The sequence below is a fragment of the Streptomyces sp. CBMA152 genome (assembly GCF_014596475.1).
Taxonomy (GTDB): Bacteria; Actinomycetota; Actinomycetes; order Streptomycetales; family Streptomycetaceae; genus Streptomyces.
This window is the reverse complement of record NZ_MECJ01000024.1, coordinates 86,975-108,625: the sequence shown is the minus strand read 5'-3', so window position 1 is coordinate 108,625 and position 21,651 is coordinate 86,975. Positions and strand designations below refer to the sequence as shown.

Genomic DNA, 21,651 nt, shown 5'->3' with positions numbered 1-21,651 from the left:
GCGAGACGAGAGGGGCCGCCATGCCCGTATTCGCGCTGGAGCCCGAACAGCTGGAGTGGTGCGCACGGCTGCGCACCACGGCCGAGGAGCGGCTCCGCCCCCTCGCCGACAAGGGTGACCCGGGGCGCGTGAACCGGCCACTCGTCGCCGCCCTCGGCGAGCTGGGTCTGCTGGAGCGGCTGTTCACCTCCGGCGCGCTCGGCCTGTGTCTGATGCGCGAGTCACTGGCGTACGCGTGCACGGAGGCCGAGACCGCGCTCGCCCTCCAGGGCCTCGGCGCCCACCCCGTGGCCGCGCACGGCAGCCAGGCGCAGCGCGAGCGCTGGCTGCCCGAGGTCACCAGTGGCCGGGCCGTCGCCGCCTTCGCGCTGAGCGAGTCGGACGCGGGCTCGGACGCGGCGGCCCTCGCCCTCAAGGCCGAGCCGGACGGCGCCGGTTGGCGCCTGAGCGGCGAGAAACGCTGGATCTCCAACGCGCCCGAGGCGGATTTCTGCACCGTGTTCGCCCGGACGACGGACGGGGCCGGGGCGCGCGGCGTCACCGCCTTCCTGGTCCCCGCTGACCGGCCCGGGCTCGACGGCGCCGCCCTCGACATGCTCTCGCCGCATCCGATCGGGGCGCTCACCTTCGACGGGGTGCCGGTCGGCGCGGACGACGTCCTCGGCGAGCCGGACCGGGGATTCAGGGTCGCGATGGGCACGCTGAACCTGTTCCGGCCGAGCGTCGGCGCGTTCGCGGTCGGCATGGCGCAGGCCGCGCTGGACGCGACCGTCGCGCACACCGCGCGCCGCACCGCGTTCGGCGGTCCGCTCAAAGACCTTCAGGCGGTCGCGCACCAGGTCGCCGAGATGGCGACGCGCACGGAGGCCGCGCGGATGCTGGTGTACGGGGCGGCGGCCGCGTACGACCGGGGCGCGGCGGAGGTCCCCAAGTACGCGGCGATGGCGAAGCTGTTCGCCACGGAGACCGCGCAGTACGTCGTCGACGCGGCCGTCCAGTTGCACGGCGCGCGGGCGCTGCAACGCGGCCATCTGCTCGAACACCTCTACCGGGAGGTGCGCGCGCCGCGCATCTACGAGGGCGCGACCGAGGTGCAGCGCACGATCATCGCGAAGGAGCTGTACCGATGAGCCGTCACCGGGTGGACAAGGAGCCGTACCGATGAGCCTGCACCGGGTGAACCCCGCCGAACTCTCCCCGCCCACCGGCTTCAGCCATGCCGTCACCGCGACCGGAAGCCGACTGGTCTTCCTGGCCGGGCAGACAGCGCTCGACGCGGACGGCAAGGTGGTCGGCGAGACGCTGCCCGAGCAGTTCCGGACCGCGCTCACCAACCTCCTGGCAGCCCTGGCCGCCGCCGGCGGCACCCCCGCCGACCTGGCCCGGGTCACCGTGTACGCCACGGATGTCGCCGAGTACCGCGCCCAGGCCCATGAACTCGGCCGCATCTGGCGCCGGTTGGCCGGGCGCGACTATCCGGCGATGGCCGTGATCGGGGTCGTACGGCTCTGGGACGAGCAGGCGATGGTGGAGCTGGACGGGTTCGCGATGCTGGAGTGAAGGGTGTGGGTTCACACCCCGACCCACACGCAACTCCAGCCTCACGCCCACCCCGTCACCCCTCCAGCAACGTCCCCATCCACTCCTCGATCCCCGCCACCGTGCGCGGCAGCGCGCCCGACATCAGGCGGGCGCCGTCCGCCGTGATGACCAGGTCGTCCTCGATGCGGACACCCATACCGCGCAGTTCGGCGGGGAGTGTCTCGTCGTCGGGCTGGAGGTAGAGGCCCGGCTCGACGGTGAGCACCTGGCCCTCCTCCAGGACGCCGTCCAGATACGTCTCCGTACGCGCCTTGGCGCAGTCGTGGACGTCGAGGCCGAGCATATGGCCGCTGCTGCACAGGGTATAGCGCCGGTGCAGATCGCCGTCCGGGCTCTTGAGGACGCCCCACTCGGTCAGCCCCTCCGCGATGACCCGCATCCCCGCGCGGTGGAAGTCGCGGAAGCTCGCGCCGGGCCGCAGCGCCGCCATGCCTGCCTCCTGGGCGGCGAGCACGAGTTCGTACACCTGGCGCTGTACGGGGGAGAAGCGGCCGGAGAGGGGGAGGGTGCGGGTGATGTCGGCGGTGTAGAGGGTGTCCGTCTCCACGCCCGCGTCGAGCAGCAGCAGCCGGGACGGGTCCAGCGGCCCGTCGTTGCGGATCCAGTGCAGCACGCACGCGTGGGCGCCGGACGCGACGATCGTGTCGTATCCCGTGCCGTTGCCCTCGGCACGCGCGCGTAGCCCGAAGACGCCCTCCAGCCAGCGCTCACCGCGCGCGTGGGCGAAGGCCTTCGGCAGCGCGCGGACCACGTCCTCGAACCCGTCGGTGGTGTAGTCGACCGCGAGTTGCAGCTGCTCGACCTCCCATACGTCCTTGACCAGGCGCAACTCGGAGAGCGCGGTCGCGAGTTCGGGGTCGGTGGCGGCGTTGCGGCCGGCGGGGCCGAGGTCCTCGAGGTGGGCGCAGCGCAGTCCGGTGAGGCGTTCGGTCTCGGCGAGGTCGGGGCGGCGGCCGACCCAGAACTCGCCGTAGCGCCGGTCGCGGTAGAACTCGTCGCTGACGCCGTCGCGCGGCGAGCGCGGGCGCAGATACAGCACCGCCTCATGGCCGTGCGGCCCGGACGGCTCCAGGACCAGGACGTGGCCCACCTGGTCCTCGCCGGTCAGGCCGGTCAGCCAGGCGTACGCGCTGTGCGGCCGGAAGCGGTGGTCGCAGTCGTTGGAGCGGACCTTCAACTCGCCCGCGGGAACGATCAGCCGCTCCCCGGGGAAGCGGGCCGACAGTCGCGCACGGCGGGCCGGGGTGACGGCGAACCCCGCCACGCGCGTGTCGGCGGGCAGCGGCGAAGGTGCCCAGTCGGCGGCCATGAAGGCGGCCAACTCCGGGGAAACGGGCAGGTCATGGCTGCCGGTGTGCAGGCCGGTAGGGGTGTTCGGGCGGGCCGGTGTCGCGGTCATCAGCGGCTCCCTGGAGTAACGGGCGGGGAAAGGAGTGGTGCACAGGGGTTGTCAGTGCAATTTCACATTACTATGTTACAGCTCACGTTACGGCTCGTCAGTCCCCCAAGTGCCGTATGAGCTCTGGAATTTCACGCGGCACGGCCTGACCGCACCATCGCTGCGAGCCGCAGCGCCGCATTCCCCGCACCGCAGCACCACCCCCACTCCACCTCCCACACAGGAGACTTCGGTGTCCCAGCTGTCCCAGCTCAGATCCGTGCGCAAGCCCCTGCTCTCCGCCGCCGTCGTGGCGACCCTGCTCGTCACCGCCGGACAGTTCGCGCCGAGCGCCCACGCGCAGCCCAACCCCGCCAAGGCGGACGCCTCGCAGGCGCTCCCCGCCGCGTTCGCCGGGCGCACCGCTCCCTCCACGAACCAGGGCGCCAACCCCTTCGACGAGGTGCAGCACCTCGGCAAGGCACCTAAGCAGACGGCCAAGCCGCTGCCCGCCCCGGGCGGCCTCAAGGACGGCCGCGTCGCGGGCCCGCAGACCAAGGCGGCCGCCCCGACCCGGACCCCCCTGCGCGCGGCCGGAGTCGCCTGCACCCTCGACGGCATCACCGGTCTGTCCCCGCAGGGCCTCGCCGACTTCCTCACCGACCCGGCCGTCACCGCCGACGGCTGTCTGCGCGGGCTCGTCTGGACCTGGGACGCGCGCCTGGCGCCGGTCATGTCGCGGGCCCACGTCCAGGCCGTCGCCAACCGCGCCGCGAGCCTCGCCGCCACCCACGACGGCAAGAACAGCAGCCATCTCCTTGAGCTGTTCACCTATCTCCACGCGGTCGCGTACCAGGACTACGGGCACGACGAGATCGACGTCACCGACGCGCCCACGGTCGAGGCGATGCGCCAGGCCGTCGCCGCCCTCGGCTCCGCCGCGCACACCTTCGACGTCACCGCGACGAACGCCCAGACCCTGCGCGAGGCGCTGTACGCCGCGAGCGCCCCGGGGCTGCGCCAGCACCAACTGCCGCTGATCCAGAAGGTCCTGGCGACGATGGCGCCCGGAGCCCCCACCGCCACCAACGCGGACTGGTCCGGTCCCGTGCTCGCCGCGCTCTCGGTCAACTACCTGGGCATCTACCCGGGCAACAACGACACCGCGTTCCGGACCGCCGTGGCCGCCGACCCCACCTACCGCGCCGCCTTCCGCGTCTTCTCCGGCTACACCCACCTCAAGGGCACGGCCAACGAGTGGGCGCCGCGCGACGCCCTGTCGGAGTACGGCCGCTTCGGCCAGATCGACTCGCTCAAGAGCCAGATCGCCGCAGACCTCGGCGCGCTGCTGCCGGCCACCGAGAAGAGCTTCGGCAAGATGAGCGCGCCCTGGATGTCGCTCGCCACCTGGCTCAACTTCTACGGCGACTGCGCCACGTTCAACGTGTGCAAGGACCAGATCGAGAAGCAGCTCTTCACCCACACGTACTCCTACGACAACGGCGCCATCCAGGTCCGCACCGCCCTCGACCAGGCCACCGTCGACCAGCTCTACTACGCGAGCAAGCAGGTCAAGACGCAGTTCTTCCGGGTGCTGGGCACCGACAAGCCGCTCGCGGGCGACACCAACAGCACGCTCCACATCCACCTGTACGCCTCGCGCGCCGACTACGAGGTCTACCAGCCGTTCCTCACCGGCTTCTCGACCGCCAACGGCGGTATGTACATCGAGGACGGCGCCACCTTCTACACCTATCAGCGCCGGGTCCCGCAGGACTCCTCGCTCACCCTCGAAGAGCTCTTCCGGCACGAGTACACGCACTACCTCAACGGCCGCTGGGCGGTGCCCGGGCTGTTCGGGCAGGGCGCCTGGTTCACCGGCGACCGCACCACCGCCATGGACGAGGGAACCGCCGAGTTCTTCGACGGCGGCACCCGCGACGACGGCATAGCCGTGCGCAAGTCTCTGGTCAAGGGCGTCATCGCCGACACCGCCGGCGGCGGCCCGCGCATGAGCGTCGAGCAGCTGCTGCACGCCACGTACGACGGTGACGGCTTCCGCTTCTACAACTACGCGGGCACGTTCTTCGAGTTCCTGTGGAACGAACACCCGTCGCTGCTGCGGGAGATGTACGGCTACGAGCGCGCCGACGACCCCAAGGGCTTCGACGCCTGGCGCGAGCGGATGGGCCACGACGCCGGGATCCAGAAGGAGTACGACAAGTTCCTGGACGAGCAGATAGCCAAGGTGGACACGCTCTACGTGCCCAACACGAAGTACACCCCCAACGCCAAGCTCCGGTACTCCAAGGCGTCCGACGTCCGCGCGGCGTTCGCCAAGGCGACCTACAGCAACCCCGACTGCGTCGACAACGGCGACCCGGGCAAGCACCGCTTCATCTGTACGGGCCGGATCACCGCGCGCCTGGGCGACGCCAACGACGCCGACCAGGTCTTCGAGGACATGTCCGACACCGTCGACTCCTTCATCCTCGACCGGGCCGGTGACGCGGCGAACAACTTCGCCGACATGAACTGCTTCTTCGGGACGGTCGACATCTGGGCCAACAAGCAGGGCGGTACGTCCACTTACACCTGTGAGGGTCCGCTGCGCAGCTGACGCCGTGATCCCAGGGGCCGGGGCGACACCGACCGCTCCGGCCCTTGGCCGCGCCAGAAGAATGTGACATATTACTGTGGTGCCCAAGAGACACCCCCTGGACGCCGTGATCGTCGGCGCCGGAGTCGTCGGGGCGGCCTGCGCGTACTACGCCAGTCGCTCGGGACTCGGTGTCGCCGTGGTCGACCGCGCTCCCGTCGCGGGCGGCACCACGGGTGCGGGGGAAGGCCATCTGCTCGTCTCCGACAAGGAGCCGGGTCCCGAGCTCGACCTCGCGCTGCTGTCCACCCGACTCTGGCGCGACCTCGCCCATGTCCTCCCACCGGAGACGGCGTACGAACGCAGGGGCGGTCTCGTCGTGGCGCCCGACGAGACCGCTCTCGCGGCGCTGCGCGCCTTCGCCGCCCGCCAGCGCGAAGCGGGCGTGGACGCGCGCGAGATCACGCGCGACCGCATGTACGACCTGGAGCCGTATCTGGCCCCGGACCTCGCGGGCGCCGTCCACTACCCGCAGGACGCCCAGGTAGCCCCCACCCAGGCGGCGGCCCAACTCCTGCGCGCGGCACGCCATTTCGGCGCGGAGATCAGACTCGGCGAGGAGGTCGAGGAGATCCTTCTCGGCCCGGACGGCCGGGTGCGCGGAGTGCGCACCGCGCAGGGCGACCTGTCGGCCCCGGCCGTCGTGAACGCCGCCGGAGTCCGGGGCGGCGAGCTCGCCGCGCTCGCCGGCACCACTCTGCCCGTACGCCCCCGGCGCGGCTTCGTCCTGGTCTCCGAACCGCTGCCGCGTGTCGTACGGCAGCGGGTGTACTGCGCATCGGGGGCGACGGCGGTCGAGGCGGCGGCATCGGGCCAGGTCCTCATCGGCGCCACCCGCTCCGAACGGTCCCTGTCCGTCGAGGGGTTGCACCGCCTATCCGGCCGGGCTGCCGCGCTCTTCCCGTTCCTCGCGGGGGTGCGCACCATCCGTACGTACCGGGGTTCCTGGCCCTGCCTGCCGGACCGGCTGCCCGCGATCGGCCCGGATCCCCGGGTGCCGGGGCTGCTGCACGCCTGCGGTCACGAGGGCGCGGGCATCGGGCTCGCGCCGGGTACCGGCCTGTTGATCGCCTCTGCGCTGCGGGGCCAGAGACCCGCCCTCGACCTGCGGCCGTTCCGTCCCGACCGCTTCGCGCGCGTGGACGTCGACGGACTGCCCGCATCGGTGCGCTGAGCCTGTCCGCCCGCAGCGCGACGGGGAGCAGTGTCCGATGACCCCCGTACAGCCCTTGTGGCCGCCGTGCAGGCGCCAGTAAAATGTCACACACCACACGAGGGAGTCATCGATGACGTCTGCCCAGACCGCCGAGTCCGCCCGCTCGTCCGCCGCCCGGCTGCCCTGGCGCGGGATCATGGTCGCCACCGCCCTGCCGCTGCGCGAGGACCTGTCCGTCGACTACGACGCCTACGCGGCGCATGTGCGCTGGCTGATCGACAACGGCTGCGACGGCGTCGTGCCCAACGGCTCCCTCGGCGAGTACCAGACCCTCAGCGGCGAGGAGCGCGCCCGCGTCGTCGAGGTGGCGATCGAGGCGGCGGGCGACGGGGCCAGGGTGATGCCCGGGGTCGCCGCGTACGGCAGCGCCGAGGCGCGCCGCTGGGCCGACCACGCCGCCGAGGCGGGCGCGGGCTCGGTCCTGCTGCTCCCGCCGAACTCCTACCGCGCCGACGAGCCGGCCGTCCGCGCCCACTACGCCGAGGTGGCCCGGGCCGGGCTGCCGGTCGTGGCGTACAACAACCCGTACGACACCAAGGTCGATCTCACCCCCGCGCTGCTCGCGCAGCTGCACCGCGACGGCACCATCGTCGCGGTGAAGGAGTTCAGCGGGGATGTCCGCCGGGCGTACGAGATCGCCGAACTCGCGCCGGAACTCGACCTGTTGGTCGGCGCCGACGACGTGCTCCTCGAACTCGCCCTCGCGGGCGCGGTCGGCTGGGTCGCCGGGTACCCCAACGCGCTGCCCGGCTCCTGCGCCGCCCTCTACCGCGCCGCCGTCGCCGGTGACCTGGAGGCGGCGCTGCCGCTCTACAAGTCGCTGCACCCGCTGCTGCGCTGGGACTCCAAGACCGAGTTCGTGCAGGCCATCAAGTTGTCGATGGACATCGCGGGACGGCCCGGCGGCCCGACCCGACCGCCGCGCGCGGCCCTCACCGGCGAGCAGGAGTCGGTCGTCCGCGCGGCCACCGAGAAGGCACTGGCGGAGGGCCTTCGGTAGCCGCAGTTCCGTACTCTCCATAAAAGAAAGGGCACTTCATGCGCACGCGCCACGTCTACCACGCCGTCGACTCGCACACCGAGGGCATGCCGACCCGGGTCATCACCGGCGGGGTCGGCGTCATCCCCGGCGCCACCATGGCGGAACGCCGGCTCCACTTCATCGAGCACATGGAGCATCTGCGCACCCTGCTGATGTACGAGCCGCGCGGCCACGCCTCGATGAGCGGCGCGATCCTCCAGCCGCCCACCCGGCCGGACGCCGACTACGGGGTCCTCTTCATCGAGGTCTCCGGGCTGCTGCCGATGTGCGGGCACGGCACGATCGGGGTGGCGACGGTGCTGGTCGAGACGGGCATGGTGGTGGTGACCGAGCCGGTCACCACGGTCCGGCTCGACACCCCGGCGGGCCTGGTGAGCGTGGACGTACGGGTCGAGGACGGCGAGGCGAAGTCGGTCACCTTCACCAACGTCCCCGCCTTCTGCCTCGGGCTCGACCGCAAGGTGGAGGTGCCCGGGTACGGCACGGTCACCTATGACATCGCGTACGGCGGCAACTTCTACGCCTTCGTCCAGCTCGACGACCTCGGTCTGCCCTTCGAGAGGGCCCGCAAGGACGACCTGCTCGCCGCCGGGCTCGCGATCATGGACGCCATCAACGCGACCGACCGGCCGGTGCACCCCGACAACCCCGGGATCGGCGGCGTCAAGCACGTCTATCTGGCCGCTCCCGGCTCGGACGCCGTCCGCTCCCGGCACGCCATGGCGATCCACCCGGGCTGGTTCGACCGCTCCCCGTGCGGCACCGGCACCTCGGCCCGGATGGCGCAGCTGCACGCCCGGGGCGAGCTTCCGCTCCACCGCGACTTCGTCAACGAGTCCTTCATCGGTACGGAGTTCACCGGCCGCCTCGTCGACGAGACCACGGTCGGCGGCCTTCCCGCGGTGGTGCCGACGGTGACCGGACGGGCGTGGATCACCGGGACGGCCCAGTACTTCCTGGACCCGTCCGACCCGTTCCCGGCCGGATTCCTGCTGTGAGCCGGTCCGTGCCGCTGCCCTCGATCGGCGCCGACGAGATCGCGCGGCTGATCGATCCGGCCGCAGCCGCCGAGGCGGTCGCCTCCGTGCTCCGCGAGGGCTTCGACCCCGAGTCGGACCCGCCGCGCACCCATGTCCCGGTGCCCGCAGGGCAGTTGTTGCTGATGCCCGCCGCATCGGGTGCGTACGCCGGGGTGAAGATCGCGGGCGTCGCCCCGGCCAATCCGACGCACGGACTGCCCCGGATCACCGGCAGCTATCTGCTCCTCGACGGCGCGACCCTGCTGCCGCTCGCACTCCTCGACGGCGCGGCCCTCACCACCCTGCGCACCCCGGCCGTCTCCGCCGTCGCCATCGACCACCTGGCGGAGCCGGACGCGGAGCGCCTGGTCCTGTTCGGTGCCGGGCCGCAGGCGTACGGGCATCTCCAAGCCGCCCTGGCTGTACGTAAGTTGACCTCGCTCGCCGTGGTGGCCCGGCGCGCGGAGGCCGTCGACGCGCTGGTGGCGTACGCCCGTACGCTCGGTGTCGAAGCATGCGGCGGCACCCCGGCCGACGTCGCGGACGCGGACCTCGTCATCTGCTGCACCACCGCGCGAGAGCCGTTGTTCGACGGGTCGCTGGTGGGGGAGCGGGCCACCGTGGTCGCGGTCGGCTCGCACGAGGTGGACGCCCGCGAGACCGACTCGGCGCTGGTGCGGCGCGCGGCGGTGTACGTGGAGTCGCGGGCGGCGGCCCTGCGCGAGGCGGGCGATCTGCTCGTGCCGCTCGCCGAGGGGGCGATCGGGCCGGACCATCCGGCGGGCACGCTCGCCGAACTCGTCACCGGGCGCATCTCACCGCCGCCGGATCGCCCCCGCCTCTTCAAAAGCGTGGGGATGGCCTGGGAGGATCTGGCCGTGGCGGCGGCAGTGCACCGTGCGCTCTGAGCCCCGGCAGAGCAACGTGACATTGTACGCTGAGCCTCCGCGGATTCACGGAGGAAGTGCCATGGGCGACCTGAAGCAGCGCAATCTCATCACCGCGCAGGAACGCCTGCGCGACCAGGTCGCCCACGCCCTGCGCGCGGCCCTGGTCGCCGGTGAACTGCGGCCCGGCTCCGTGTACTCCGCGCCCGGACTCGCCGCCGACTTCGGCATCTCGGCCACCCCCGTGCGCGAGGCGATGCTCGACCTCGCGCGCGAGGGCCTGGTCGAGCCCGTACGCAACAAGGGCTTTCGCATCACCGAGGTGAGCGAGCGCGACCTCGACCAGTACACCGAGCTGCGCGCGATGATCGAGGTGCCCACGGTCGGCAAGGTCACGCAGCTGGCCACCGTGGAGCAGCTGGAGGAACTGCGGCCGGTCGCCGAGGAGATCGTCGCCCACGCGCGCGACCACAACCTCATCGGCTATCTGGACGCCGACCGCCGCTTCCACCTCCAGCTCCTCGGCCTCGCGGGCAACGAACGGCTGGTAGAGACTGTCGGCGATCTGCGCAAGCGCTCCCGTCTCTACGGCCTCACCCGGCTCGACGAGCGCGGCCAGCTGATCTCGTCCGCCGAGGAGCACATCGAGCTCCTCGACCTGATGGTGGCGGGCGACCACCAGGCCGCCGAGGAGTGCATGGCCCGCCATCTCAGCCATGTCCGCTCACTGTGGGCCCAGGCCCGCGACGAGCCGGTGGAGCCGAGGCCGAAGCGCACGCTGGGCGGCCGCTGAGCTGTACGCGGTCGGCTGTGCTTGATCGACTGGTGGGGCCCGGGGCCCGGGCTTAGGGTCGATAGGTGGACGGCACGGCCCACCGCCGTTCGTCCCTCTCTCCCTTCTGTCCTCGTACGAGGGCGGGTCAGCCATGACCAGTGCGCAGCCGACACCCACGACCCATACCGCCGCCCCCGGCAAAGGAGGCGACGGCAAGGGAATCGCACTGCTCGTCATCGCCTCGTGCCAGCTGATGGTGGTCCTCGACATCACCATCGTGAACATCGCGCTGCCGCACATCCAGCGCGCCCTGAACTTCTCCACCACCAGCCTGTCGTGGGTGGTCAGCGCCTATACGCTCACCTTCGGCGGGCTGCTGCTGCTCGGCGGGCGCACCGGTGACATCCTCGGCCGGCGCCGGGTCTTCATGTTCGGCGTGCTGCTCTTCGCCTTCGCGTCCCTGCTCGGCGGACTCTCCCAGAACAGCGGCGAATTGCTCGCCGCGCGCGCCCTCCAGGGCGTCGGCGGCTCCATCGCCTCGCCGACCGCGCTGGCCCTGATCACCACGACGTTCACCGAAGGCCCGGAACGCAACCGGGCGTTCGGCGTCTTCGCGGCGGTCTCGGCGGGCGGCGGCGCGATCGGTCTGCTGGCGGGCGGCATCCTCGTCGAATGGCTCGACTGGCGCTGGGTGTTCTTCGTCAATGTGCCGATCGCCCTGCTGATCGTGCTGGCCACGCCCCGGCACATCAAGGAGTCCGAGCGCCACCCGGGCCACTTCGACATCGTCGGAGCACTGACCGCGACGCTCGGCATGGTCGCGCTGGTCTACGGCTTCATCCGGGCCGCGCAGGAAGGCTGGCGCGACCCGTTCACCCTGGCGTCGTTCGGCGCGGCGGTGGTGCTGCTCGTGACGTTCGTGCTGGTGGAGCGGCGTTCGGAGCAGCCGATCACCCCGCTGCACATGTTCGCCGACCGCAACCGCGCGGGCACCTACGGGATGATGCTGAGCCTGGCCGCCGCGATCTTCGGCATGTTCTTCTTCCTGACGCTCTTCGTGCAGAACGTCCTCGGCTTCAGCCCGTTGCGCACGGGTCTCGCCTTCCTGCCGATCAGCGCGGTGATCGCGGTGGGCGCGGGCATCGCCTCCCAGCTGCTGCCGAAGTACGGGCCGAAGCCGTTCATGGTGACCGGCTCGCTCCTGGCCGCGGCGGGACTGTCCTGGCTGACCCTCACCGACATCCACTCCACGTACGCGGGCAGCATCCTGGGTCCGATGCTCGTCTTCAGCCTCGGCATGGGCCTCAACTTCGTCTCGCTGACGCTGATGGCCGTCTCGGGTGTGCCGGTGCACGAGACGGGTGCGGCGACCGGCATGCTCAACACCACGCAGCAGGTGGGCGGTTCGCTGGGCCTGTCCATCCTGGTCACGGTCTTCGGCACGGCGAGCCGCAACGAGGCGACCGACCAGGTCCCGAAGTTCCTCGCCCAGGCCACTCCGGCCCAGCGCCTGGCGTTCGCGCGGACGCACCAGCTGCCGCGCCCGTGGAGCGACCAGGTGCTCGCGTCCGGCATCTCCACGGCCTTCATCGTGGCGGCGATCTTCGCGGTCGTCGCCGCGCTGATCGCCCTGCTGGCCATCCAGGTCCGCCCCTCGGACCTGGCCCGCCTCCAGGGCGGAATGACCCCCGGCCCCTGAGGCCGCCCGGCGGGGACGATCTCAGGGGCCGGGGACCGCGAACCCGACCGAACTTTCCGGACGCATCGACATCGCGCCAACCCCTGACACCCGGACCGCTCCGCCGACTTCCGGCCAACCATCCACGCCACGCCCCGTCAGCATCCCGACAAGATTGCTAACGCGGAGTGGCGGAATTGTGTTAAGAACGCAAAGTGGTGGCAAAAAAACACGCCGACCGGAAAACCGTGATGGTCCGCTTCAAGCCACCGGTGCGGAAGTCCGGCCACGTCCGGAGCGGCGCGGGAACAACCGACCGGAACGGCTGGATCCGCGGGGTAGCGCCCCGATCGGCACCCGACCCGGGCAGGTCTGGTCATCGTCCTGGGCGAGGGTTTCGGCCAAAGCAGGGGTACCCCCTACGCCGCTTCCGGGGAGGAGGGGTCCGGTCAAGGTAGGGGTACCCCCTAGTTTGACCGATCTGCTAGACATGGACTCACCGAAACGTGAGTACGTACGAAAGCGTTCGAGGGTTCCGAACGCTGCGACTGCGTCCTGGAACTTAACAGGAAGTTTTAGTCTGTTGATTGAACAGCAAAACACCAGCCGCTGGATCCGCCGCTATCACGCCTCGGACGCGAGTCCGATCAGGCTGGTCTGTCTGCCGCACGCCGGTGGATCGGCTCCCTTCTACTTCCCCATGTCCCAGGCGCTGGCGCCGGCCGTGGACGTCCTGTCGGTGCAGTACCCGGGCAGGCAGGACCGCCGGGACGAACCCGGGTTCACCGACCTCGGCGCCTTCGCCGATGCGCTGACGTCGGCGCTCCTGCCGTGGCTCGACCGGCCGACGGCCTTCTTCGGCCACAGCATGGGCGCGGCCCTGGCCTTCGAGGTCACGCGCAGGCTGGAGCGCGACCACGGCATCCAGCCCGTACGGGTCTTCGCGTCCGGGCGCCGGTCTCCGTCGAGCCATCGGCCCGAGACCGTCCATCTGCGCGACGACGACGGCATCGTGGCGGAAATGCGGGAACTGAGCGGAACCGATTCGAGGATTCTCGGTGACGAGGAAATCCTTCGTATGGTGCTGCCTGCCATCCGCACCGACTACACCGCGATCGAGAATTACCGTGCCGCGATCGAGGACACCGTGAAAACCCCCATCACGGTCATGACCGGGGAAGCCGACCCGAGGACCAGTCGGGAAGAGGCGGACGCCTGGGAGCAGCACACCACCGGTGAATTCGAAATTCACCGTTTCCACGGTGGCCACTTCTTTTTGGCGAATCATCAGCCGGAGATACTGAAGATAGTTTCCGAAGAGCTCTCCAAGGCCGCCCGGAAGGGCTGACCAAGGTCGCGGAAAGCCAGGAAAAACCGGTCGCCCGGTCTTTTGGGTGCCCCGTACGGACGCCGGACCGGGCGGCCGTACGGGCCGATGAGCAGGGCGGGCCGCGGTGACGGCCCGGCGGTGCGTTCGGGGTGCCCACGCACTGCTCATGGATCGCGGATGTGTGAAGCGCGGGCCGAGGACCCTCGAAAAGTCCTCGGAAGTCATACAGCACGGGGGAAAGGGAGTCTGTCGGTGACGGCAAGGCTGGTCGAGCGTGAGAAGCAGTTCAGCACACTCAATGAATTGCTCGGCAGCGCGATGCGCGGCCGGGGGCGGGTCGCCGTCATCAGCGGTCCTGTCGCCAGCGGGAAAACGAGTCTGCTGGAAAGCATCACGGAAGAGGCGATCGCCGCGGGCGCGCTGGTCCTCGAAGCCGCGGGCTCCCGAGCGGAGGGCTATCTTCCCTTCGGAATTCTGCGCAGGATCCTTGACAACGTTGCCCCGTTGTCGCCGGAGCTCCACGACCACGTGGCCGCACTGCTCGACCGTGTCCAGGCCGAGGCGACCGATGCCGAGGGCGCGCTTGAGGCGGGCATGCGGATCATGCCGAGTGTCTCCACCGCGCTGCTGCGGGTCGCCCGGGACCGCACCGTCGTCATCGCCGTCGACGACGTCCACCACGGCGACGAGCTCTCCCTCCACTTCCTGCTGTGCCTGGCCCGCCGGGTGCGGCAGGCGGGCGTACTGATCGTCCTCACCGAGGCCGTCCGGCTGCGGCCCGCGCAACTCGCCTTCCACGCCGAGCTCCAGCGCCAGCCCAACTGCACCAGCCTCCGGCTGCCGCTGCTCACCGCGCACGGTGCGGCCCGCGTCCTCGGCGACCACTTCTCGGCGTCGACGGCGCAGCGTCTGTCCGCCGAGTGCCTGGAGACCACCGGCGGCAACCCGTTGCTGGTGCGGGCGCTCCTGGAGGACGGGCTCGCGGCGCTCGGCGACAGCGAACCGTTCCAGCGGCTCGTCCCCGCCGAGACCTACGGGCAGGCCGTACTCGACTGCCTGCACCGCGGCGACCCCGAACTGCTCACCGTCGCCCGGGGAATCGCCGTACTCGGCGACTCCTGCTCCGCGGTCCTGCTCAGCCGGATCGTCGGCCTGCACGTCAAGGCCACCGAACAGGCCATCCAGGACCTCAACCGGTGCGGGGTCCTGCACGACCGGGCCTTCCGTGACCCGTCGGCGCGCACCGCCGTCCTCGAAGCGGTCCCGGCCACCGCGCTGTCGGCCCTGCACCTGCGCGCCGCGAAACTGCTGCACCAGGAGGGGGCGCCCGCCCTCGTCGTGGCCCGCCACCTCCTGGCCGTCCGCAGGAACGTCGAGGACTGGGCGATCCCCGTGCTCCAGGAGGCGGCCGAGTACGCCCTCGTCGACGACAACCACGAACTCGCCCTGCGCTGCGGCGAACTCGCCGTCGCCTCCTGCCCCGAGGGGCCCCGGCACGCCGCTCTGAAGTCCCGCCTGGTCAGCATCGCGTGGCGCAGCTGCCCGGCCGCCGCGGAAGGTCATCTGCGCCAGCTCTCGCGCGAACTCGCCGTCGGCGGGCTCTCCGACCGCGACCTCGTCCAGGCCGTGTCCCTGCTGGTGTGGGCGGGGGAGGCGCGTACGGCCGGTGAGGCCCTGCTGCGGCTGCGGCAGGAGCGGAGCCCGTCGTACTCACCGTCCGCGCTCGTGGCCGCGCAGAGCTGGCTGACGATGGTCAACCCGCCACTCAGCGCCCTGTTCGAGGCTTTCGACGTGCCGGGGACGCTGCCGGCGGGGACGACCGGTGCGGGCGGGACGGCCTTCGCCACCGCCGGTGCGCCGACCGCCTCCGGGCTCGCCGCCCCGTACGACATGGCCGACAGCGCCTACGTCCAGTCCGCCGCCGCCATGCGCAGCGCCCTGCGCGGCGACCGGGCCGGGGCGGAGGCCGCCGTCCGCGCCGCCATCGGGGTCCTCCAGCGCTTCCACCTCAGCGACGGCACCCTCCAGCCGCTCGTCTTCGCACTGCTGGCCCTCGTCTACGCCGGGCGCCTCGACATCGCCCTCGCCTGGTGCGAGCGGCTGCTGGACGAGTGCGCCGCCCGCAACGCGCCGACCTGGCAGGGCGCCCTCGGTGTCGTGCGGGCCGAGATCGCGCTGCGCCGGGGCGACCTGCCCGGCGCAGCGAGCCAGGCCCGGCAGGCCATGGAACGGATCTCGACGCAGAGCTGGGGCGTGGGAATCGCGCTGCCGCTCGCCATCCGGATCGAGGCCGCACTGCACATGGGCAACCACGAGGAGGCCATGGCACTGCTCGAACAGCCCGTTCCCGAGGCGATGTTCGACACCCTCCCGGGGCTGCAGTACCTCCGGGCCCGCGGTCGCTGCCACCTTGCCACCGGCCGTTACCACGCCGCCCTGCGCGACTTCCTGACCTGCGGCGAGCTGATGCAGGCGTGGGACATGGACGCCGTGCAGCTGCTGCCCTGGCGCCTGGACGCCGCCGAGGCCTGGCTGGCCCTGGGCAAGCGCGAGCGCGCCCGCGAGTACGTCGAGGAGCAGACGCGGCGCGAGGGGGGCGACGTGGGCAACCGCCCGCACGGCTCCCTGCTGCTCCTGCTCGCCCGCACCGGGGGAGACCTCAAGTACCGGCTCAAGCGGCTCACCGAGGCGGTGGAGACACTGGAGGAGGGCGAGGACCGGCTGCAACTCGCCACCGCGCTGGGCGAGCTGGGGCGCGGCTATCGTGCGACCGGTGACTTCAACCGGGCCCGGATGCTGGTGCGCAGGGCGTGGCACATCGCCAAGTCCTGTGGCGCCGAACCGCTGTGCCAGCAGTTCATGCCGGGGCAGGGCGACGGCGAGCTGCCCGCTCAGGGCGGCCGGGAGGCGGAGCCCGCCAAGGAGACCGAGGTCCTCTCGGAGGCGGAGACCCGGGTGGCCCTCCTCGCGGCGCGCGGGCACACCAACCGTGAGATAGCGACCAAGCTGTACGTCACCGTCTCGACGGTCGAGCAGCATCTGACCCGGATCTACCGGAAACTGGCGGTCAAGCGGCGGCGCGATCTGCCCGCCAGGCTGTCGGACATGAGCCTGCCGGGCGTCGCCTGATACCGGGGCGGTCGCCGCCTCAGCTCAGCAGACCCCGCTCCAGCGCGGTGATCACAGCGGCCGTCCGGTCCGAGACCGAGAGCTTCTTGAAGGACCGCAGCAGGTGGGTCTTCACCGTCGCCTCGCTGATGAACAGGCGGCGGCCGATGTCCGCGTTGGTCAGGCCGAGGCTGACCAACTGGAGCACCTCGCGTTCGCGGTCGGAGAGCGCGGGCGGCTCCACCACCCGGGCGCGGAAGAGCTTGGGGGCCAGTGACGGGGTCAGGACCGTCTCGCCGCGGGCCGCCGCCTTCACCGCGTTGACAAGGTCGTCGCGTGAGCTGCCCTTGAGCAGGTAGCCCGCCGCGCCCGCCTCCACGGCCCGCAGGATGTCGGTGTCGCTCTCGTACGTCGTCACGATCACGACCTTGGTGTCCGGGGAGACGCGCAGCAGGTGACCGGTCGTCTCCACGCCGTCCATGCCGCCCATCCGCAGGTCCAGCAGAACGATGTCGGGAGTGAGCTTGTCGACCATCGCGACCGCTTCCTCGCCCGAGCCCGCCTGCCCCACGACGCTCAGGCCGTCGGCGGACTGGAGCATCGAGCTCAGCCCCTCGCGGACCACCGGGTGGTCGTCGACCAGCATCACGGTGATCTCCTTCCGGGGCGCTTCAGAATGCATCGGCTTCCTCTCCGTTCGCGGGCACCGGCACGGTGATCTTGATGGTGGTGCCCTTCCCGGGGCAGCTGTCCACGGTCACCACTCCGCTGATCTCCTGCGCGCGGGCCTGCATCCCGCGCAGCCCGAAGCCCTGCTGGTCCTCGGCGGCGGTGAAGCCGGGGCCGTCGTCGCGGACGAGCAGCCGCACGGTGTCCGGTGCGTACAGCAGCCGGATCTCGGCCGTGCGCGCGCCGCTCGCGTGCTTGCGGATGTTGGAGATGGCCTCCTGCAGGGAGCGCAGGAGGACGACGCTGAGCGCCATCGGCAGTTCCCGCTCGGGGCCCTCGACGGTGACGTCCGCGCGCATGCCGGTCTGGGCGGTCAGGCCCTCGGCCTGCCTGCGCGCCGCCTGGACCAGAGAGGACTCGCGCAGTGCCGGCGGGGTGAGCTCGGCGACGAACTCCCGGGCCTCGGCGAGGCTTTCCCACGCCACGCGGCCCGCCAGCCCCAGGTGCGACCTGGCTCGTTCCGGTTCGGCCGTGAAGTCGCTCTCCGCGGCCTGGATGAGGCTGATGATGCTGGTGAGCCCCTGGGCGAGGGTGTCGTGGATCTCCCGGGCCAGCCGCTCGCGCTCGGCGGACACCCCGGCCTCGCGCGAGAGCCGTGCGACGCGCTCGCGGTTGCGGTGCAGCTCCTCGATCAGCCCCGCCCGTTCCCGGCTCTGCCGGGTCACCCGGGTGATCCACAGCCCGAGCATGACCGACAGGGCGATGCCCAGCAGCGAGGTGGGCAGCACGGCCATGATCTCGCTGTCCAGCGTGCCCCCGTGCAGCCAGACCACGATGGCCGGCATCAGGTTGGCCAGCATGACCACGGGGATCGCCCGGGAGATCGCGAGGCTCATCATCAGCATCGGAACGACGGCGAACAGGGCGAACGACGCGGCCAGGTCGCCGAAGACGGCCACCGTGAACAGCAGGAAGAGGCCGATGGAGAAGACGATGCTGGGGACGCTGTCTCCCTCGCCCTGCCGGCGCATCGCGGTACGCCCGAGGGCCGCGTACCAGGGCACGGACAGGGTCAGCGCCGCCATCGCGACGGCACGGTGGACCTGCTCACCCGCGGAGGTGAACAGCAGCATGGTGGTGATGGCGTAGGAGACGGCGAAGAAGGCGTCCCACAGGCCGAACCAGCGGTCACCCGCCTCAGGGGGAGAATCCAGGCCAACGGCCGTTTCGTCCGGCCGGTTTGCAGTGCTCACCGGACCAGTCCTATCACCCCTGCGGCCCGCTTCACGACGGCGGAGGTGCGGGGCGGCGGCGTACGCCGTGTCCACCGGTCGGTTGACAGCCGGTCCCACCGGTCAGTTGGCGCCACGGCCCCTGCCCCGCACCTAGCGTTGAAGGCAGAGGAAAGGGGCGGCGCCCAGCGGCGCGGAGCCCCACCGCACCAGGAGTACCGACCAGCAGCGGCCGCACCGGATCAGCACCGACGGGCACTGCCAAGGGACAGGAAGAGGAAGAGGCCCGCCCCATGAGCCAGTTCTTGATCGCACTGATCGCCAGCGGAACCATTCTGATCATTATTCTCTCGACCGACCTCGGCACCCGCAAGGTCACCAACATGCGGGTGCTGCGCTCGATCCTCGCGGTCGTCATCGTCATCGCGGCCTTCGTGCACTCGCTGCCGCTCGACGGCAACGACCCCTCGCTCCAGCTGGCGGGCATCGGAGTCGGCGTCATCTCCGGTCTGATCGCCGCCGCGCTGCTCCCGGCCCACCGGGACTCCGCCGGCGACATCGTCACCAAGGGCGGCATCGGCTACGCGCTGGTGTGGATCGTGCTCTCCGCAGGGCGGGTGGCCTTCGCCTACGGTTCGGAGCACTGGTTCGCCGACGGCATCATGCGCTTCAGCATCGACCAGAAGCTCAGCGGCCAGGACGTCTACTCCAACGCCTTCGTCTTCATGTCCCTGTCCATGGTGCTGACCCGGACCGCCGTGCTGCTCGCCAGGCGCCGCCGGCTGCTCGCCGAGGGCGCCCCGGCCGCCGGCAACACCGCTCCGGCCCAGGGAAGTTCCGCCAGGACGCACTGAGGCGACGGCCGTCAGGCCCGGTCGGTGTGTGATCATCTCAAAGCTAGGGTGAAGCAGTGCAGTGCATGGATGATGTGAGGCTCAGGCCCCCCCGTAATCGTGTCGAACGCCGAGCACTCGGCTGGTGGACGCTCCAGTCGGCGATGTTCGCCCTGCCCCTGCCGATCGTCTTCGGCGTGCTGTACCTCACCATCCCGCCCGCTCGACCCTTCTTCGGCTGGGCCTTCCTGATCTCGCTCGTACCGGGCCTCGCCTACATGGCGATCATGCCGGCCTGGCGCTACCGGGTGCACCGCTGGGAGACCACCGAAGACGCCGTCTACTCGGCATCCGGCTGGCTCTGGCAGCGCTGGCGGGTCGTACCGCTCTCCCGCGTCCAGACCGTGGACACCCTGCGGGGCCCGCTCCAGCAGCTCTTCGGCCTCTCCGGGATCACCGTCACCACCGCCTCCTCCTCCAGTGCCGTGAAGATCAAGGGCATCGACCACCGCACCGCGCAGGACGTCGTCGAACACCTCACCAAGTCCACCCAGGCCACGCCGGGAGACGCGACATGAGCCAGCACACCGAGCGGCGGGAGACCACCGGCACCGGCCCCGCGGACGCCGCCGAGTGGGGCAGGCTCAGCCCCCGTCTGCTGGCGGTCAACCTCAGCATGCTGGGCGGGCCCGTCGCCCTCTTCGTCATCACCACCATCCTGACCGGCGCCAACCTCCAGGCGGTCATCACCCTCGGCTCCCTGGTGATCACCTTCCTCGTGATCACCGGGATCAGCACGATGCGGCTGCTCACCACCCGCTACCGGGTCGACGGCGAACGCATCGAACTGCGCTCCGGGCTGCTCTTCCGCAGCCACCGCTCGGTCCCCGTCGACCGCATCCGGAGCATCGACCTCGACGCCAAGCCGGTGCACCGCGTCTTCGGGCTGACCTCGCTGGCCATCGGCACCGGCGAGCAGGTCTCCTCCTCCAGCCGCAGGCTCTCGCTGGACGGCATCACCAAGCAGCAGGCATCGGAACTGCGCCGGCTGCTGCTCGACCGGCGCGGCTCCGGTGCCGTCACCGGCCCGGACGAGGACACCACCATCGTGCAGATGGACTGGGCCTGGCTGCGGTACGCGCCCCTCACCGTCTGGGGCGTCGGCACCGTCTTCCTCGGCGTCGGCACCGCCTACCGCACCCTGCACGAGATGAAGATCGACCCGCTCGACCTCTCCCTCGTCAAGGACATCGAGCACCGCTTCGGTTCCGTACCCCTGTGGTTCGGCATCATCGTCGCGATCGTGCTCACCGCCGTCGTGGGCGTCGCGGTCTCCACCGCCGCCTTCGTGGACTCCTGGGCGAACTTCCGCCTGGAACGCGAGCAGGACGGTGTCTTCCGGGTCCGGCGCGGGCTGCTGATCTCCCGCTCGGTCACCATGGAGGAGCGCCGGCTGCGCGGCGTCGAGATCGTCGAACCGATGCTGCTGCGCTGGGCGGGCGGCGCCCGCCTCAACGCCATCGCCAGCGGCCTCGGCACCGCCGAGGAGAACCGCAGCCGCCGCGCCCTGACCCCGCCCGTGCCCAGGGACGAGGCTCTGCGCGTCGCCGCCGACGTCCTCGCCGAGGCGGAGTCCCCCACCGAGTCCACCAGGCTGACCAGGCACCCGCGCGCGGCCCGCCGCCGCCGTGTCAACCGCGGTCTGATGGTCCTCGGGCCCGTCGTGGCGATCCTGCTGGGGCTGGGCCTGTGGCTGACCCCCGTCCTGGTGCACGCCGCCTGGATCACCGCGCTCGCCGGACTGCCGATCGTCCTCGCCCTCGCCGACGACGCCTACCGCACCCTCGGGCACGGCATCCACGACCGCTACCTCATCGTGCGCGCCGGAACCTTCGCCCACCGCACGGCGGCGCTCCAGCGCGACGGAGTCGTCGGCTGGAACATCACCCGCTCCTACTTCCAGCGCCGCAACGGACTGCTCACCCTGGGCGCCACCACCGCGGCGGGCGACGGCAGTTACAAGGTCCGTGACGTCTCCGTCGGTCACGGCCTCGTCTTCGCCGAGGAGGCCGTACCCGGGCTGCTGGCCCCCTTCATCGAGCGGGTCCCCCGCAGCTGACGGACCACCGGGCCGGGCACACCACCCGGACCCGGTGCACCACCCAAGACCAACTGGCGATCCCCCGAGAGGTGGAGGGGCGGCAACCCCCGTGCCGTCCCTCC

The 21,651-nt window shown here is 71.2% G+C and carries 17 protein-coding genes; 14 read left to right on the top strand and 3 right to left on the bottom strand.

The window, feature by feature from the left end:
- The first annotated feature begins 20 nt into the window (after nucleotides 1-20).
- Nucleotides 21-1,130, top strand: a complete 1,110-nt coding sequence (locus BG418_RS20435) for an acyl-CoA dehydrogenase family protein (RefSeq protein ID WP_188275374.1) — start codon at nucleotides 21-23, stop codon at nucleotides 1,128-1,130.
- Between the two features lie 31 nt (nucleotides 1,131-1,161).
- Nucleotides 1,162-1,560, top strand: coding sequence for a RidA family protein (locus BG418_RS20430; RefSeq protein ID WP_188275373.1), 399 nt, complete (start codon nucleotides 1,162-1,164; stop codon nucleotides 1,558-1,560).
- 55 nt (nucleotides 1,561-1,615) lie between these two features.
- Here BG418_RS20430 and BG418_RS20425 read toward each other — a convergent pair whose 3' ends face one another.
- The gene (locus BG418_RS20425) at nucleotides 1,616-3,001 is read right to left on the bottom strand and encodes an aminopeptidase P family protein (protein ID WP_188275372.1); all 1,386 of its coding nucleotides are present in this window, start codon (nucleotides 2,999-3,001) and stop codon (nucleotides 1,616-1,618) included.
- Nucleotides 3,002-3,242: 241 nt separating this feature from the next.
- Between BG418_RS20425 and BG418_RS20420 the strand changes: the two genes are divergently transcribed.
- The 9 genes from BG418_RS20420 (at nucleotide 3,243) to BG418_RS20380 (ending at nucleotide 16,715) form a co-directional block, all read left to right on the top strand.
- A complete protein-coding gene (locus tag BG418_RS20420) occupies nucleotides 3,243-5,600 on the top strand; it encodes a collagenase (protein ID WP_188275562.1) in 2,358 nt (785 codons plus the stop codon).
- Between the two features lie 79 nt (nucleotides 5,601-5,679).
- On the top strand, nucleotides 5,680-6,813 hold the full coding sequence (locus BG418_RS20415; RefSeq protein WP_188275371.1) for an FAD-binding oxidoreductase: 1,134 nt from the start codon (nucleotides 5,680-5,682) through the stop codon (nucleotides 6,811-6,813).
- 112 nt (nucleotides 6,814-6,925) lie between these two features.
- The gene (locus BG418_RS20410) at nucleotides 6,926-7,855 is read left to right on the top strand and encodes a dihydrodipicolinate synthase family protein (protein WP_188275370.1); all 930 of its coding nucleotides are present in this window, start codon (nucleotides 6,926-6,928) and stop codon (nucleotides 7,853-7,855) included.
- Nucleotides 7,856-7,893: 38 nt separating this feature from the next.
- Nucleotides 7,894-8,895 carry a proline racemase family protein gene (locus tag BG418_RS20405; RefSeq protein WP_188275369.1) on the top strand — a complete coding sequence of 334 codons (1,002 nt, stop codon included), beginning with the start codon at nucleotides 7,894-7,896 and terminating at the stop codon, nucleotides 8,893-8,895.
- Nucleotides 8,892-9,824, top strand: coding sequence for an ornithine cyclodeaminase family protein (locus tag BG418_RS20400; protein WP_317453706.1), 933 nt, complete (start codon nucleotides 8,892-8,894; stop codon nucleotides 9,822-9,824). Before BG418_RS20405 ends, BG418_RS20400 begins: the two co-directional genes overlap by 4 nt.
- 61 nt (nucleotides 9,825-9,885) lie before the next feature.
- Nucleotides 9,886-10,596 carry a GntR family transcriptional regulator gene (locus BG418_RS20395; protein ID WP_188275368.1) on the top strand — a complete coding sequence of 237 codons (711 nt, stop codon included), beginning with the start codon at nucleotides 9,886-9,888 and terminating at the stop codon, nucleotides 10,594-10,596.
- A 133-nt stretch (nucleotides 10,597-10,729) separates the two neighbouring features.
- On the top strand, nucleotides 10,730-12,277 hold the full coding sequence (locus BG418_RS20390; protein WP_188275367.1) for an MFS transporter: 1,548 nt from the start codon (nucleotides 10,730-10,732) through the stop codon (nucleotides 12,275-12,277).
- A gap of 451 nt (nucleotides 12,278-12,728) precedes the next feature.
- A complete protein-coding gene (locus tag BG418_RS20385) occupies nucleotides 12,729-13,604 on the top strand; it encodes a thioesterase II family protein (protein ID WP_398999556.1) in 876 nt (291 codons plus the stop codon).
- A 234-nt stretch (nucleotides 13,605-13,838) separates the two neighbouring features.
- Nucleotides 13,839-16,715 carry an AAA family ATPase gene (locus BG418_RS20380; protein WP_317453705.1) on the top strand — a complete coding sequence of 959 codons (2,877 nt, stop codon included), beginning with the start codon at nucleotides 13,839-13,841 and terminating at the stop codon, nucleotides 16,713-16,715.
- Between the two features lie 19 nt (nucleotides 16,716-16,734).
- Here the strand turns inward: BG418_RS20380 and BG418_RS20375 are convergent, their stop codons facing one another.
- On the bottom strand, nucleotides 16,735-17,376 hold the full coding sequence (locus tag BG418_RS20375; RefSeq protein ID WP_188275366.1) for a response regulator transcription factor: 642 nt from the start codon (nucleotides 17,374-17,376) through the stop codon (nucleotides 16,735-16,737).
- Entirely contained in the window at nucleotides 17,366-18,616 is a 1,251-nt protein-coding gene (locus BG418_RS20370; protein WP_317453704.1) for a sensor histidine kinase, read from the bottom strand. The genes BG418_RS20375 and BG418_RS20370 overlap by 11 nt, the downstream gene beginning before the upstream one ends.
- Before the next feature lie 272 nt (nucleotides 18,617-18,888).
- Here BG418_RS20370 and BG418_RS20365 point away from each other — a divergent pair, with 272 nt between their 5' ends.
- The 3 genes from BG418_RS20365 (at nucleotide 18,889) to BG418_RS20355 (ending at nucleotide 21,547) form a co-directional block, all read left to right on the top strand.
- Complete coding sequence (locus BG418_RS20365; RefSeq protein WP_188275365.1) at nucleotides 18,889-19,449, top strand: hypothetical protein; 561 nt, start codon at nucleotides 18,889-18,891, stop codon at nucleotides 19,447-19,449.
- Between the two features lie 65 nt (nucleotides 19,450-19,514).
- Nucleotides 19,515-20,006, top strand: coding sequence for a PH domain-containing protein (locus BG418_RS20360; protein ID WP_188275364.1), 492 nt, complete (start codon nucleotides 19,515-19,517; stop codon nucleotides 20,004-20,006).
- On the top strand, nucleotides 20,003-21,547 hold the full coding sequence (locus BG418_RS20355; RefSeq protein ID WP_188275363.1) for a PH domain-containing protein: 1,545 nt from the start codon (nucleotides 20,003-20,005) through the stop codon (nucleotides 21,545-21,547). Before BG418_RS20360 ends, BG418_RS20355 begins: the two co-directional genes overlap by 4 nt.
- Nucleotides 21,548-21,651: the final 104 nt, after the last annotated feature.